Origin of the sequence: Luteimicrobium album, from assembly GCF_030161555.1 — a bacterium.
GTDB classification, from domain to species: domain Bacteria; phylum Actinomycetota; class Actinomycetes; order Actinomycetales; family Cellulomonadaceae; genus Luteimicrobium; species Luteimicrobium album.
This window is the reverse complement of sequence record NZ_BSUK01000001.1, coordinates 3,567,134-3,581,464: the sequence shown is the minus strand read 5'-3', so window position 1 is coordinate 3,581,464 and position 14,331 is coordinate 3,567,134. Positions and strand designations below refer to the sequence as shown.

Sequence of the window (14,331 nt, the reverse complement as noted above, 5' to 3'; positions counted from 1 at the left end):
TCGGGTCCGGGGTCACCTCAGGCCCCGCGCCCGGCCTCGCGCTCGAGCCCGGCGGTGATGGTGTCGAGGAGCTGCTCCCAGCTCGTGACGAACGAGTCCACGCCGTCGGCCTCGAGCTTGGCGGTGACCTCGGCCATCGACACGCCGAACGACTCGATCGCGCGCAGGTGCTCGCGCGAGGAGTCGAACGTCCCGGCGATGGTGTCCCCGGTGACGACGCCGTGGTCCGCGACCGCGTCGAGCGTCTTCTCCGGCATGGTGTTGACCTCGTCGGCCGCGACGAGCTCGGTCACGTACATGGTGTCGGGGTAGTCGGGGTTCTTGGTGCCGGTCGACGCCCACAGCGGGCGCTGCACGTGCGCGCCGGCGTCGGCGAGCGCCTGCCAGCGGTCCGACGCGAAGCGCTGCCGGAACAGCTCGTACGCCAGCCGCGCGTTGGCGAGCGCGGCCGTGCCGCGCGCCTCGAGGGCCTCGGGCGAGCCGACGGCGGTCAGGGCCTTGTCGACCGCGGTGTCCACGCGCGACAGGAAGAAGGAGGCGACCGAGCCGAGCCTCGACACGTCGAGCCCGGCGGCCCTCGCGCCCTCGACCCCGGCGAGGAACGCGTCGATGACCTGCGCGTACCGCTCGAGGGAGAAGATCAGCGTGACGTTGACGGAGATGCCTTCGGCGAGGGTCCGCGTGATCGCGGGCAGGCCCTCGACCGTCGCGGGGATCTTGATCATGACGTTCGGGCGGTCGACGGTCTTCCAGAGCTGCTGGGCGAGCGCGACGGTCCCGTCGGTGTCGCGGGCGAGACGCGGGTCGACCTCGATCGAGACCCGGCCGTCGACGCCGTCCGTCGCGTCGAACACGGGCCGCAGGACGTCCGCGGCGGCGCGGACGTCGTCGGTCACGATCGTCCAGACGGCCTCCTCCGCGGGGGTCCCGGCCGCGGCGAGCGCCGCGAGCTGCTCGTCGTAGGCGTCGCCCTTCGAGACGGCGGCGGCGAAGATCGTGGGGTTCGTGGTGACGCCGACGACGTCGCGCGACGCGACGAGCTCGGCGAGGTTGCCGGTGCGCAGACGTTCGCGGGACAGGTCGTCGAGCCAGATGGAGACGCCCTGCTCGCTCAGAGCACGCGTGGGGCTGGGGGTGGTGCTGTCGGACACGCTGATCGCTTCCTCTCCGGATGGTTCCGGCCCGCCCGTGTTCCGTTCCTCCCGGGGGACCGGGCCCGGGCACCGCGGTCGCGGTGCCCGGGCAGGTCACGCTCTTCGGGTTCAGCCCCGGACGGCCGCCAGGGATTCCCGGGCGGCGGCGGCCACGGCGTCGGCCGTGATGCCGAACTCGCGGTACAGCGTCTTGAAGTCGGCCGACGCCCCGAAGTGCTCGAGGCTCACGATCCGGCCGGCGTCGCCGACGAGCTCGCGCCAGCCCTGCGCGACGCCCGCCTCGACGGACACGCGCGCCTTGACGGCCGCAGGCAGGACGGACTCGCGGTAGTCGGCGTCCTGCTCGTCGAACCACTCGCGCGAGGGGACCGACACGACGCGGGCCTTGATGCCGTCGGCGGCGAGCTGCTCGCGCGCCTGCACGGCGAGCTGCACCTCGGAGCCGGTGCCCAGCAGGATCACGTCCGGCTGCGAGCCGTCTTCCGCGCCGTCGACCAGGACGTACGCGCCCTTCGCCACGCCGGACGCGTCCGCGAAGCCGTCCCTGCCGCGCGGGAACGTCGGGACGTTCTGACGCGTGAGGACGATGCCGGCGGGGCGGTCGGTGTGCCCGAGGATCGTGCGCCAGGCCGCGGCGACCTCGTTCGCGTCCGCGGGGCGGACCACGTCGAGGCCGGGGATGGCGCGCAGCGCGGCCAGGTGCTCGACCGGCTGGTGCGTCGGGCCGTCCTCGCCCAGGCCGATCGAGTCGTGCGTCCACACGAACGTCGTCGGGATCTGCATGAGCGCGGCGAGCCGCACGGCCGGGCGCATGTAGTCGGAGAACACGAGGAACGTGCCGCCGTACGCGCGGGTGCCGCCGTGCAGGACGATCCCGTTGAGGATCGCGCCCATGGCGTGCTCGCGGATGCCGAAGTGCAGCGTGCGCCCGTACTCGTTGCCGGTCCACGCCTTGGTCGAGTGCTCGCCCGGGATGAAGGACGGCTCGCCCTCCATGGTGGTGTTGTTCGACTCGGCCAGGTCGGCCGACCCGCCCCACAGCTCGGGCAGGACCGGCGCGAGGGCACCGAGGACCTTGCCGGACGCGGCGCGCGTCGAGCTGTCCTTGCCGGGCTCGAACGTCGGCAGCGCGTCCGTCCAGCCCTCGGGCAGGGTCCGGGTCGACAGACGCTCGAGCAGCGCGGCGCCGCTCGGGTTCGCGTCCTGCCACGCCTCGAAGGCCGTGTTCCAGCGGGAGCGGAGCTCCGCGCCGCGGTCGCCGACCTTGCGGGCGTGCGCGAGGACCTCGTCCGAGATCGCGAAGCTCGCCTCGGGGTCGAGACCCAGCTCGACCTTGAGGCCCCTGATCTCGTCGGCGCCCATCGCGGAACCGTGGATCTTGCCCGTGTTCTGCTTGGTGGGCGACGGCCAGCCGATCACCGTGCGCAGCGCGATGATCGACGGCTTGCCCGTCTCGGCCCGCGCCGCCTCGAGCGCCCCGGCGAGCGCGTGCACGTCCTCGCCGTAGCCCGTGCCGCCGTTCGTCCAGTCGACCCGCTGGACGTGCCAGCCGTACGCCTCGTAGCGGGCGAGGACGTCCTCGCTGAACGACACGTTGGTGTCGTCCTCGATGGAGATGTGGTTCTGGTCGTAGATCACCACGAGGTTGCCGAGCTTCTGGTGCCCCGCGAGCGACGACGCCTCGGACGTCACGCCCTCCTGCAGGTCGCCGTCGCCCGCGATGGTCCAGATGGTGTGGTCGAACGGGCTCTCGCCCGCGGCCGCGTTGGGGTCGTACAGGCCCCGCTCGCGACGCGACGCGAACGCCATGCCCACTGCGGACGCGAGGCCCTGACCGAGCGGGCCCGTCGTGATCTCGACGCCGTTCGTGTGCCCGTACTCCGGGTGCCCCGGCGTGAGCGAGCCCCACGTGCGCAGCGACTCGATGTCCTTCAGCTCCAGCCCGTAGCCGGACAGGAAGAGCTGCAGGTACAGCGTGAGCGAGGAGTGGCCCGCGGACAGGACGAACCGGTCGCGACCCACCCAGAGGGCGTCGGACGGGTCGTGGCGCAGGAACTTCTGGAACAGCAGGTACGCGGCGGGCGCGAGGGAGATCGCGGTCCCGGGGTGCCCGTTGCCCGTCTTCTCGACCGCGTCGGCGGCGAGCGCCTTGATGGTCTTGACCGCCTGGTCGTCGAGCTCGGACCACTCGAGCGGCAGCCCTGCTGGTGTGAACGCGTTCACCGAACCTCTTTCCTGCGCGAGGAGCGCAGCCCTCGCAGCACTGTGCGTGTCGTCGTGCGCGTGACTCGGCGCGGTGTGCGCTTCGTCACCCGGCGGCCGAGGGGTCCCATCGCGGAGGAATCGGTCTCCACAGGGCACGGCTCCGCCGGTGCGGGCGCGCGAGCGGGTCTGAGGGCTGTCCGCGCGCCGCCTTCCACCCTACCGAGTCGCGCGCACGAACGCCCGGCCCGGTCCGTCACCTGGACGGTCGCCGGGCGGTCCGCACCGACGCGGCCCCCGGTCACGGCCCTCGTGGGCGTGCCGGACGACGTACCATGGAGCCGCGACGCGCCCCGGCGCGGAACCCCCACTCGACGAAGGAAACACGGCCCGCGTGACCACCATGAGCCAGGCAGCGACGAACGACGCGCCCCATCTCGGCACCGTCGGGGGTGCGGGCGTCGCTCCGAGCGACCCGGGCACGCGGTGGGGCCGCGCCCGCCACCGCGTCGGCTCCTACGTCGCGCTGACCAAGCCGCGCATCATCGAGCTGCTCCTCGTCACGACCGTCCCCACGATGATCCTCGCCGAGCGCGGGTTCCCGTCCGTGTGGCTGCTGGTCGCGACCCTCGTCGGCGGGGCGCTCGCGGCCGGCAGCGCGAACGTCCTCAACTGCTACGTGGACCGCGACATCGACCGGCTCATGAACCGGACGCGCAAGCGCGCGACGGCAACGGGCGAGATCAGCGGACCGGCCGCCCTCACGTTCGGGCTCGCGCTCGGCGCGGTCTCGACCGTGTGGCTGCTCGCGTTCGTCAACGCGATGTCGGCGCTGCTCGCGGTCGGGGCGATCGTCCTGTACGTCGTCTTCTACACGATCATCCTCAAGCGCCGGACGTCGCAGAACATCGTCTGGGGCGGGGTCGCCGGCTGCATGCCGGTGCTCATCGGGTGGTCGGCCGTGACGGGGTCGCTGTCCTGGGCGCCGGTCGCGCTGTTCGGCGTGGTGTTCTTCTGGACGCCGCCGCACTACTGGCCGCTGTCGATGAAGTTCAAGCGCGACTACGCGAACGCCGGCGTGCCCATGCTCCCGGTCGTCGCGAAGGACACGCGGGTCGCGCGCGAGATGGTCTGGTACACGGTCGCGATGATCGCGTGCTCCCTCGCGCTCGTGCCGCTCGCCGACATGACCTGGTTCTACACCGTGTCCGCGGCCGCGCTGGGCGCCTGGTTCCTCTTCCTGTGCGTCCGCCTGCTGCGCCGGGCCGAGCACCCGGAGCGCGGCAAGCTCGGCGCGATGAAGGTCTTCCACGCGTCGATCACCTACCTCACGCTGCTGTCGGTCGCGGTGTGCGTCGACGTGATCCTCCCGTTCTGAGCGCCGCCGTCGTCCGATGGCTGAGACCCTGCGTGAAGCGCTCGACCAGTACCTCGCCCATCTGACGGTCGAGCGCGGGCTGTCGGTCAACACCACCTCCGCCTACCGCCGCGACCTGGCCCGCTACGTCGGCTACCTCGAGGCGTGCGGCGTCGAGGTGCCCGCTGACGTCACCGTGACCCACGTGCAGGAGTTCGTCGTGGCGCTCCGTTCGGGCGGCGACGGGCGCGCGGTCCTGTCGGCGTCGTCGACGGCGCGCTGCCTGGCCGCGGTGCGCGGCTGGCACGGCTTCTGCGAGGGCGAGGGGCTCGCCGCCGCGAACCCGGCGCACGACGTCCGCGCCCCCGCGCGCGAGAGACGCCTGCCCAAGGCCATCAGCGTCGAGGACGTGGGGCGGCTGCTCGAGGCGGCCGGCGCGGGGAGGGCGCGGTCCCGGTGCGGGACGCGGCCCTGCTCGAGCTCGTCTACTCGACGGGGGCCCGCATCTCGGAGGCCGTGAGCCTCGACGTCGACGACCTCGACCTCGACGGCGGCGCCCCCGCGGTGCGGCTGTTCGGCAAGGGCCGCAAGGAGCGCGTCGTACCCGTCGGCTCGTTCGCGGCCCGCGCCGTCGGGGCGTACCTCGTGCGCTCGCGGCCCGAGCTGTCGGCGCGGGGCCGCGGCACGCCCGCCGTGTTCCTCAACGCGCGCGGCGCGCGGATGAGCCGGCAGAGCGCCTGGGCGGTGCTGCGGGGCGCGGCGGAGCGCGCGGGGCTCGGCGCCCACGTGTCGCCGCACACCCTGCGGCACTCGTTCGCGACCCACCTGCTCGCTGGCGGCGCCGACGTGCGCGTCGTCCAGGAGCTGCTGGGGCACGCGTCCGTCACGACGACGCAGCTCTACACGCTGGTGACGCCCGACGCCCTGCGCGAGGTGTACGCCGCGACCCACCCGCGCGCGCTCGGCTGACCGGAGCGGGGCAGCGCGGCGCCGCGTGACACGGAGTCCGGCACGCCCGGCGACGCTCCGAACCTGCGCGGGAACGCTGTTGTAGGTTGGCTGCGTGAGCAGCCAGGCATCGAGCGAGAGCACCGAGCAGACGCTGCCGACCCTGTCGGCCACGCTGCCCCACCCGCAGCCGCAGGGGCCGCTGCTCGACCCGGTGGGCCGCGAGCTGCCGGAGTTCCCCGTCCCGGAGCCGCTCGGCTCGCACGGGCCCGGGCGCATCATCGCGCTGTGCAACCAGAAGGGCGGCGTCGGCAAGACGACGACCACCATCAGCCTGGGCGCGGCGCTGGCCGAGTACGGGCGGCGTGTCCTGGTCGTCGACTTCGACCCGCAGGGTGCCGCGTCGGTGGGCCTGGGCATCAACCCGAACGAGCTCGACCGCACGATCTACAACGCGATGATGGAGCGCGGCACCTCGCTGCGCGACGTCCTGCGGTCGACCGACATCGACGGCCTCGACCTCGTGCCCGCGAACATCGACCTGTCGGCGGCCGAGGTGCAGCTCGTGGGCGAGGTCGCGCGCGAGAGCGTGCTGTCGCGGGCGCTGCGCGACGTGGTCGACGACTACGACGTGATCCTCGTCGACTGCCAGCCGTCGCTCGGCCTGCTGACCGTGAACGCGCTCACGGCCGCGCACGGCGTGATGATCCCGCTCGAGTGCGAGTTCTTCGCGCTGCGCGGCGTCGCGCTCCTGGTCGAGACGATCGAGAAGGTCCGCGACCGCCTCAACCCGCGGCTCGAGGTCGACGGGATCCTCGCGACCATGTTCGACTCGCGGACCCTGCACGCGCGCGAGGTCGTCCAGCGCGTGTACGAGGCGTTCGGCGACACCCTGTTCCACACGGTGATCGGTCGGACGGTGAAGTTCCCCGACGCGTCCGTGGCCGCCGAGCCGATCACGGTCTACGCCCCGACGCACGCGGGCGCCACGGCGTACCGGCAGCTCGCCCGGGAGCTGGTCGCGCGTGGCGACGCCGCCTGAGGCGCTCGCCGCGGAGAGCGCAGGGACCGCCGAGACCGTCGGTCGCAACAGGGGCTTCGAGGTCCACCTCGAGAACTTCTCCGGCCCGTTCGACCTGCTGCTGTCCCTGATCTCCAAGCACAAGCTCGACATCACCGAGGTCGCGCTCGGCCAGGTGACCGACGAGTTCATCGGCTACATCCGCGCCGCCGAGACCGCGGCGTCGGACGGCACGGGCACGGGGTGGGACCTGTCGACCGCGAGCGAGTTCCTCGTGGTGGCCGCGACGCTGCTCGACCTCAAGGCCGCCCGGCTGCTGCCGACGGGCGAGGTCGACGACGCCGAGGACCTCGAGCTGCTCGAGGCGCGCGACCTCCTGTTCGCCCGGCTCCTGCAGTACCGCGCGTACAAGCAGGTCGCCGATGTCGTGCGCGCACGCCTGGACAGCGAGGGGCGTCGGTTCCCGCGCGTCGTGGCCCTCGAGCCGCACCTCGCGGCGCTGCTCCCGGAGCTCGTCTGGCAGGTCGGCCCGGACGAGCTCGCGCGGCTCGCGGCGCGCGCGCTCGCCCCGAAGGCGCCGCCCCCGGGGTCGACCTCGCGCACCTGCACGCGCCCGCGGTGAGCGTCCGCGAGCAGGCGGTCGTCCTCGCGGACCGGCTCCGGCACGACGGCGCGGCCTCCTTCCGCGCGCTGACCGCCGACGCCGGTGAGGTCGTCGTCGTGGTGGCGCGGTTCCTGGCCCTGCTCGAGCTGTTCCGCGAGGGGCTGGTGGGCTTCGACCAGGTCGCGCCGCTCGGCGAGCTCACGGTGCGCTGGGCGGGCGGCGACGAGGACTCGGCCGACGCGCTGAGCACCGACTACGACGACGCGGACGAGATGGAGATCCCCGTATGACCGACGAGCCGCTCCCGGAACAGGCCGAGCCCGAGCCCGGAGACGCGCAGGCGGTTCCCGAGCCGGAGATCCCCGACGTCCACGCGCTCCCCGGCGGCGTGCACGCGGCGCTCGAGGCCGTGCTCATGGTCGTCGACGAGCCGGTTCCGGTGGACCGGCTCGCGAGCGTCGTCGCGCTGCCCGTGGCCGAGGTCGAGGAGGTGCTCCACGAGCTCGCCGCCGCGTACCGGGGCGAGGTGGACGGCGACGTCGTCGCGCCGCCGCGCGGGTTCGAGCTGCGCGAGGCCGCCGGCGGGTGGCGGATCTACTCCGCGCCCGCGTTCGCGGACGTCGTCGGGCGGTTCGTGCTGGAGGGCCAGACGGCGCGCCTGACCCAGGCGGCCCTCGAGACCCTCGCCGTGATCGCGTACCGCCAGCCGGTCACGCGCGGGCAGGTCTCGGCGGTGCGCGGGGTCAACGTGGACGGCGTCGTGCGGACGCTCACGTCGCGCGGTCTGGTCGCCGAGGTGGGCGCAGACCCGTCGACGGGTGCGGTCCTGTACGGGACTACGGGATACTTCTTGGAGCGGATGGGCTTCTCGTCGCTCGACGAGCTGCCGCCGCTGGCCCCGCACCTGCCGGATCTCGACACGCTCGACGACGCGATCGAGACGGCGCTGCGCCCCACCCGCGACGGTGCGCCGCAGCAGGGCTGACCGCGGCGCTGACCGCAGCGCCGACGACCGAACGAGGAGACCCGTGAGCCCAGCCCGACCGCCCCGCCGGCGCCCTGATGGCGCAAAGCCCGGCAGCAGAGCCGTTCAGGACAGAGACGTCCACGAGCCGGACGGCGTACGCCTGCAGAAGGTCCTGGCGACCGCCGGGTACGGCTCCCGCCGGGCGTGCGAGGAGATCATCGCGGCGGGCCGCGTGGAGGTCGACGGCGTGCGTGTGCGCGAGCTCGGGCTCCGCGTCGACCCGGCGAAGGCCGTCGTCCACGTGGACGGGCTGCGGGTGCAGCTCGACACGTCGCTCGTGACGCTCGCGCTCAACAAGCCGCTGGGCGTGGTCTCGTCCATGCACGACGACGAGGGGCGGCCCGACCTGGCGCCGTTCGTCGCGGACCGGTCCGAGCGGCTGTACCACGTGGGCCGCCTCGACGCGGACAGCGAGGGACTGCTGCTCCTGACGAACGACGGCGAGCTCGCGAACCGCCTCATGCACCCGCGCTACGAGGTCCCCAAGACGTACCTCGTGACCCTTGACGGGCGGGTCCCGGACAGCCTGCGCCGCACGGTGCTGCGCGGCGTCGAGCTCGAGGACGGCCCCGTGAAGGCCGACCACTACCGCGTCGTCGACCGCACGCCCCAGCAGTCGCTCGTCGAGATCCAGCTCCACGAGGGCCGCAACCGGGTGGTGCGCCGCCTGTTCGACCAGCTCGGCTTCCCGGTGACGCGGCTGCTGCGCACCCAGATCGGGCCCGTGCACCTCGCGACCCTCAAGCCGGGCCGCACGCGCGTGCTCGGGCGCGACGAGCTGGGCACGCTCATGGCGTCGGTCGGGCTGTGAGGGGAGGCGCTGATGGCGGTCCGGGCGATCCGCGGCGCGACGCAGCTCGACGTCGACGAGCGCCAGCACCTGTTCGCGCGCACGCGCGAGCTCGTCGCCGTGGTGCTCGCGCAGAACGAGGTCGACACCGAGGCGCTGATCTCGATCGTGTTCACGTGCACGCCCGACCTCACGAGCGACTTCCCCGCGGCCGCGGCCCGTGAGATGGGGCTCGGAGACGTGCCGCTCCTGTGCGCCGTCGAGATCGCGGTGCCGCACGCGCTGCCGCGCGTCGTGCGGCTCATGGCGCACGCGGACCTCGACGTGCCGCGCGGCACCGTCCGGCACGTCTACCTGCACGGCGCGACGGCCCTGCGTCGCGATCTCGCCCAGTGAGGATCGCGCTCGGTGAGAACGCGACGCAGGGCGCAGTAGTCTCCTGACCGGGCCGGTTCCCGGTACCCCTTCCACCACCAGCAGGACGGATCGCACGCACGTGACCATCGTCATCGCCATCGACGGGCCCTCGGGCTCGGGCAAGTCCAGCGTCTCCCGGGCCGTGGCCCGTCGGCTCGGCCTCGCGTACCTCGATACGGGCGCCATGTACCGGGCGGCCACGTGGTGGTGCCGCCACGAGAACGTCGACTTCGCCGACGAGGACGCCGTCGCGCACGCCGTCGCGACGATGCCGCTCGAGATGGGCGTCGACCCCGACGTGCCCGTCGTGCGCGTGGGCGGGGAGGACGTGGGCGCCGCGATCCGCACGACCGAGATCTCGACCGCGGTGAGCGCGGTCGCGACGAACCTCGCGGTCCGCGACGAGCTGCGCCGTCTGCAGCGCGCCGCGATCGACGCGGAGAAGCTCGAGGGCTTCTCGGGCGGGCGCGGGATCGTCGCGGAGGGCCGCGACATCACGACCGTCGTGGCGCCCGACGCGGACGTCCGCGTGCTGCTGACCGCGAGCGAGGAGGCACGCCTCGCGCGCCGGGCCCGCGAGCTGCACGGCTCCGACGGCGCGGGCGCCGTCGAGGCGACGCGCGACCAGATCGTGCGCCGCGACGCCGACGACTCGACGGTCTCGCAGTTCCACGTCGCCGCCGACGGCGTCGCGACCGTCGACTCGTCCGACCTCGACTTCGACCAGACCGTGGACGCGGTGCTCGCCGTCGTCGCGCAGCTCACCGCGACGGCGGCGAAGGCCGACCGTACCGACGCATGAGCGGGGCACCGCGCGTGAGCCAGGACCTCCCGAGCGCCGCCGGTCCCGCGTGGTCGCGGTGGGTCGGCCGGTTCCTGGGGCGCGTCGTCTGGAACGCCCGCGTCGTCGGGGCCGAGCACGTCCCGGCCGAGGGACCGGTGATCGTCGCCGCGAACCACACCGGCCTGCTCGACGGGCCCCTGCTCCTCGGGGTCGCGCCCCGCGGCCTGCACATCCTCGTCAAGGAGTCGATGTGGGTCGGCCCGGTCGGCTGGATCCTCAAGACGTCGGGACAGATCCCGGTCGACCGGGACGGCGGACGGCGCGCACTGGCCACCGGGCTCGGCGTGCTGCGCCGCGGGGACGCCGTCGGCGTGTTCCCCGAGGGCACGCGCGGGCGTGGCGACTTCGCGGGAGCCCGGGCGGGCATCGCGTGGCTCGCCCTCAACGGCCACGCGCCCGTCGTCCCGACCGCCATGCTCGGCACGCGGCGCACCGGGAAGAGCGTCAACAGCCTGCCGCGGCTGCGCGCCCGCCTGCACGTCGAGTTCGGCGCCCCGATCACGGTGGTCCGCGAGGCCGGCGTGAGCGGCAAGGAGGCGATCGCCCGGGCCGCCGAGACCATCCGCGACGGGCTCGCCGCGCACGTGCACGCCGTGAGCGCGCGCACCGGCATCCAGCTCCCGGGAGACGACCCGCTGCGCGACTGAGAGCGCGCGGTTCGTCGTCGGGCGCCGCACCTGGGAGAATCGACGCATGACCACCCCCGACCTGCCGGAGTCCGTCGTGCCCGGAGCGGAAGACGTCGCCGATCTCGACGACGCGACCCGCGAGCGTGCGCTGCGCGCCGGCCTGCGCGAGTACGACCTCGACGACGCCGACCTCGCCCTCCTCGACGGGGGCGAGCTCGCCGAGGACCTGGGCGAGGAGCCCGAGATCCTGCCCGTCCTCGCCGTCGTCGGGCGCCCGAACGTCGGGAAGTCCACGCTCGTCAACCGCATCCTCGGGCGCCGCGAGGCCGTCGTCGAGGACACGCCCGGCGTGACGCGCGACCGCGTGAGCTACCCCGCCGAGTGGGCCGGGCGCCGGTTCACGCTCGTCGACACCGGCGGCTGGGAGGTCGACGTCGCCGGCATCGACGCGCGCGTCGCCGAGCAGGCCGAGGTCGCCATCTCGCTCGCGGACGCCGTGATCTTCGTCGTTGACGCGACCGTCGGCGCGACCGCGACCGACGAGGACGTCGTCCGGCTGCTGCGCAAGTCCAAGAAGCCCGTGGTGCTGTGCGCCAACAAGGTGGACGGGCCGCGCGGCGAGGCCGACGCGACCGCGCTGTGGAGCCTCGGGCTGGGGAGCCCTACCCCGTCTCGTCCCTGCACGGCCGCGGGACCGGCGACCTGCTCGACGCCGCCATGGCCGCGCTGCCCACCGAGTCCGCGCACGGCGTCGCGCTCCCCGAGGGCCGCGGCGCGTCGCGCTCGTCGGGCGCCCCAACGTCGGCAAGTCGTCGCTGCTCAACAAGCTCGCCGGCGCCGAGCGCGTCGTCGTGCACGAGACCGCCGGCACCACGCGCGACCCCGTCGACGAGCTCGTCGAGCTCAAGGGGATCCCGTGGTGGTTCGTCGACACCGCCGGCATCCGTCGCCGCGTCCACCAGACGAAGGGCGCCGACTTCTACGCGAGCCTGCGCACGCAGGCCGCGATCGAGAAGGCCGAGGTCGCCGTCGTGCTGCTCGACGCGTCCGAGACGCTCACCGAGCAGGACACCCGCGTCATCTCCCAGGTCGTGGACGCCGGCCGAGCGCTCGTCATCGCCTACAACAAGTGGGACCTCATGGACGAGGACCGCCGCCACTACCTGGAGCGCGAGATCGAGCGCGAGCTCGTCCAGGTCCAGTGGGCGCCGCGCGTCAACGTCTCCGCAAAGACTGGCTGGCACGCGGACCGGCTCGTGCCCGCGCTCGAGAGGTCACTCGAGTCGTGGGACAGGCGCATCCCGACCGGGCGCCTCAACGCGTTCCTCGGCGAGCTCGTCGCGGCCCACCCCCACCCGCTGCGGGGCGGCAAGCAGCCGCGCATCCTCTTCGCGACGCAGGCGTCCACGCGGCCGCCGCGCTTCGTCGTGTTCGCGTCCGGGTTCCTCGAGGCCGGCTACCGCCGCTTCATCGAGCGCCGCCTCCGCGAGACGTTCGGGTTCGAGGGCTCGCCGATCGAGATCTCCGTGCGGGTGCGCGAGAAGCGCAAGCGCTGATCACGTGGTCGGGATGCGGCCGCGCAGGTCGTCCGGCCCCGTGACCGACCCCGGCTCGTGGAACTCGCCCAGCAGCTGCCGCGCCCGGTCGGTCGAGTCCCACACGTTCCACAGCAGCACGCCCTTGAGCTTGCCCGCGTCGCCCGAGTCCTGCGTCCCCACGTAGTACACGACGCCCGTGTCGCCCTCGGCGCCCGGCGCCCAGTCCTCCACGAGGTCCAGGCTCGTGTCGAGCACGCCCACGGCCTCGTAGCCGAGGTCGAAGATGTCCGAGTAGTAGAACGGCGTGTGCTCGTACGGGCCGAGCTCGTTGCCCAGGACCGAGGCCGCCATGTTGCGGCCCGCCGTCCGGCCGGACTGCTGCGCGTGGTCCACGTGCTCCACGCGTCGGGTGCCGAGGAGCCGGTCCGGGTACAGCGCGATGTCGCCCGACGCGAACACGTCCGGGTCGCTCGTGCGCAGAGCCTCGTCGACGACGACACCCTGCTGCTCGGTGTCCACGTCGATCCCCGCCGCGACCGCGAGCTCCACGTTGGGCTCGATCCCGAAGCCCACCACCGCGCCGATCCCCGACAACGTCACCGGCGAGCCGTCGACCTCGGCGTGCACCAGGACCCGGTCCGTCTCGGCCTGCTCGAGGCCTGTCGCACGGGCCTTCGTGACGACGTCGACCCCGTGCTCCGCGTACCGCGCCTCGATCCGGCGCGCCAGCACCTCCGGGTACGTCTTCGCGCCCGGGACCGGGTCCGACGTCAGGTAGGTGACCGGCGCGCCCGCCATCGCCAGACCGGCCGCGACCTCCGTTCCGATGTACCCGCCGCCGACGACGATCACGCGCCCCGCGTCCGGGTCGCCGGCCTGGGCGCGGGCCTCGTCCGCCAGCTCGCGCGTGCGGTGGTAGTCGCCGAACGACCGGTAGTACACGACGCGCGGACTCGGCGGCAGGTCCAGCTCGCGCGGCCGACCGCCCGTCGCCAGGAGCAGCGCGCGATAGCCGTACTCGTCGTCGTCGTTCGCGGCCACCACGTGGCGCTCACGGTCGACGCTCGTCACGCGTGTCGACGTGCGGACGTCCGCGCGGGCGGCCTCGGTCGTGCCGAGGTACACGGAGTCGGGGAGCGGTCCTCGTCGCGCCACAGGTCCTTCGAGAGCGGCGGCCGCTCGTACGGCTCGTCGACGTCCTCGGACAGGATCGCGATGCTGCCGTCCGGGTCGAGCTCCCGGATCCCGCGGGCGGCCGTGTCGGCGGACATCCCGCCGCCGACGATCACGTAGTCGTAGTCGAACCGCATCACAGGCCTCCTGGGGCGTGGGAGCATCGCCGGACGGTTCCACCGTAGGGGGTGGGCACGGCGTTTCGCACGACCTGGGGCGACGCCCGTCCGGCGAGGTCGGAGACCGAATGTGGTCGGGGGAGGGGGCGAGTTGGGGTAGCATTACCGTCGGTCCCGAGGGACCACCTCGGTGCTCGAGGTCTCGCCTGCGGGCGGGTGATTCGGCATCGACGGGCTGTGGCGCAGCTTGGTAGCGCACCTGACTGGGGGTCAGGGGGTCGCAGGTTCAAATCCTGTCAGCCCGACAGTGAGCCCTGGTGAGACGACGATCTCGCCAGGGCTTCGTCGTGTCTGGATGCAGGCATCGCAACAAATACTGTGCCAAGCGGTCGTCACCACCCTGGCCTCCCGAGCCCGACACGCACCCCACCGCCCCGAGGGCGGGGAACGAAGCCGGCCGGTCGTGCTCGGCGACGGGGCGCTCGCGCCGAGGCCGCCTCCGCACGCG

At 73.5% G+C, this 14,331-nt stretch carries 11 protein-coding genes, 1 tRNA gene and 3 pseudogenes; 11 read left to right on the top strand and 4 right to left on the bottom strand.

Annotated features, from left to right (window positions below):
- Window positions 1-17: 17 nt before the first annotated feature.
- The gene (gene tal / locus QQK45_RS18295; protein ID WP_284294449.1) at window positions 18-1,151 is read right to left on the bottom strand and encodes a transaldolase; all 1,134 of its coding nucleotides are present in this window, start codon (window positions 1,149-1,151) and stop codon (window positions 18-20) included.
- A 111-nt stretch (window positions 1,152-1,262) separates the two neighbouring features.
- On the bottom strand, window positions 1,263-3,377 hold the full coding sequence (gene tkt, locus QQK45_RS18290) for a transketolase (RefSeq protein ID WP_284294448.1): 2,115 nt from the start codon (window positions 3,375-3,377) through the stop codon (window positions 1,263-1,265).
- Between the two features lie 382 nt (window positions 3,378-3,759).
- Here tkt and QQK45_RS18285 point away from each other — a divergent pair, with 382 nt between their 5' ends.
- The 10 genes and pseudogenes from QQK45_RS18285 to der all read left to right on the top strand — a co-directional run bounded on the left by QQK45_RS18285 (window position 3,760) and on the right by der (window position 12,549).
- A complete protein-coding gene (locus QQK45_RS18285; protein ID WP_284295104.1) occupies window positions 3,760-4,734 on the top strand; it encodes a heme o synthase in 975 nt (324 codons plus the stop codon).
- A 16-nt stretch (window positions 4,735-4,750) separates the two neighbouring features.
- Window positions 4,751-5,682, top strand: a pseudogene (locus QQK45_RS18280) (site-specific tyrosine recombinase XerD).
- A 154-nt stretch (window positions 5,683-5,836) separates the two neighbouring features.
- On the top strand, window positions 5,837-6,703 hold the full coding sequence (locus QQK45_RS18275) for a ParA family protein (protein WP_284295103.1): 867 nt from the start codon (window positions 5,837-5,839) through the stop codon (window positions 6,701-6,703).
- Window positions 6,687-7,576 (top strand): annotated as a pseudogene (locus QQK45_RS18270) (segregation and condensation protein A). The gene QQK45_RS18275 and the pseudogene QQK45_RS18270 overlap by 17 nt, the downstream one beginning before the upstream one ends.
- Entirely contained in the window at window positions 7,573-8,271 is a 699-nt protein-coding gene (gene scpB / locus QQK45_RS18265) for an SMC-Scp complex subunit ScpB (RefSeq protein WP_284294447.1), read from the top strand. Before QQK45_RS18270 ends, scpB begins: the two are co-directional and overlap by 4 nt.
- A gap of 43 nt (window positions 8,272-8,314) precedes the next feature.
- Window positions 8,315-9,124, top strand: a complete 810-nt coding sequence (locus QQK45_RS18260) for a pseudouridine synthase (RefSeq protein WP_431310296.1) — start codon at window positions 8,315-8,317, stop codon at window positions 9,122-9,124.
- Window positions 9,125-9,136: 12 nt separating this feature from the next.
- The gene (gene aroH / locus QQK45_RS18255) at window positions 9,137-9,499 is read left to right on the top strand and encodes a chorismate mutase (protein ID WP_284294446.1); all 363 of its coding nucleotides are present in this window, start codon (window positions 9,137-9,139) and stop codon (window positions 9,497-9,499) included.
- A 100-nt stretch (window positions 9,500-9,599) separates the two neighbouring features.
- The gene (cmk, locus tag QQK45_RS18250; protein WP_284294445.1) at window positions 9,600-10,322 is read left to right on the top strand and encodes a (d)CMP kinase; all 723 of its coding nucleotides are present in this window, start codon (window positions 9,600-9,602) and stop codon (window positions 10,320-10,322) included.
- Window positions 10,319-11,011, top strand: coding sequence for a lysophospholipid acyltransferase family protein (locus QQK45_RS18245; protein ID WP_284294444.1), 693 nt, complete (start codon window positions 10,319-10,321; stop codon window positions 11,009-11,011). The genes cmk and QQK45_RS18245 overlap by 4 nt, the downstream gene beginning before the upstream one ends.
- A gap of 46 nt (window positions 11,012-11,057) precedes the next feature.
- A pseudogene (der, locus tag QQK45_RS18240) lies at window positions 11,058-12,549 on the top strand (ribosome biogenesis GTPase Der).
- Here the strand turns inward: der and QQK45_RS18235 are convergent.
- Window positions 12,550-13,602 carry an NAD(P)/FAD-dependent oxidoreductase gene (locus QQK45_RS18235; RefSeq protein WP_284294443.1) on the bottom strand — a complete coding sequence of 351 codons (1,053 nt, stop codon included), beginning with the start codon at window positions 13,600-13,602 and terminating at the stop codon, window positions 12,550-12,552.
- Entirely contained in the window at window positions 13,599-13,841 is a 243-nt protein-coding gene (locus QQK45_RS18230; protein WP_284294442.1) for a hypothetical protein, read from the bottom strand. Before QQK45_RS18230 ends, QQK45_RS18235 begins: the two co-directional genes overlap by 4 nt.
- A 213-nt stretch (window positions 13,842-14,054) precedes the next feature.
- Between QQK45_RS18230 and QQK45_RS18225 the strand changes: the two genes are divergently transcribed.
- Window positions 14,055-14,128 (top strand) — tRNA-Pro (locus QQK45_RS18225).
- Window positions 14,129-14,331 lie beyond the last annotated feature (203 nt).

Excerpts from the sequence above, each read along its gene's own strand:
- QQK45_RS18285 (WP_284295104.1), top strand. The coding sequence starts at position 3,760 with ATGAGCCAGGCAGCGACGAACGACGCGCCCCATCTCGGCACCGTCGGG.
- scpB (WP_284294447.1), top strand. The coding sequence starts at position 7,573 with ATGACCGACGAGCCGCTCCCGGAACAGGCCGAGCCCGAGCCCGGAGAC.
- aroH (WP_284294446.1), top strand. The coding sequence starts at position 9,137 with ATGGCGGTCCGGGCGATCCGCGGCGCGACGCAGCTCGACGTCGACGAG.
- QQK45_RS18245 (WP_284294444.1), top strand. The coding sequence starts at position 10,319 with ATGAGCGGGGCACCGCGCGTGAGCCAGGACCTCCCGAGCGCCGCCGGT.
- QQK45_RS18230 (WP_284294442.1), bottom strand. The coding sequence starts at position 13,841 with ATGCGGTTCGACTACGACTACGTGATCGTCGGCGGCGGGATGTCCGCC.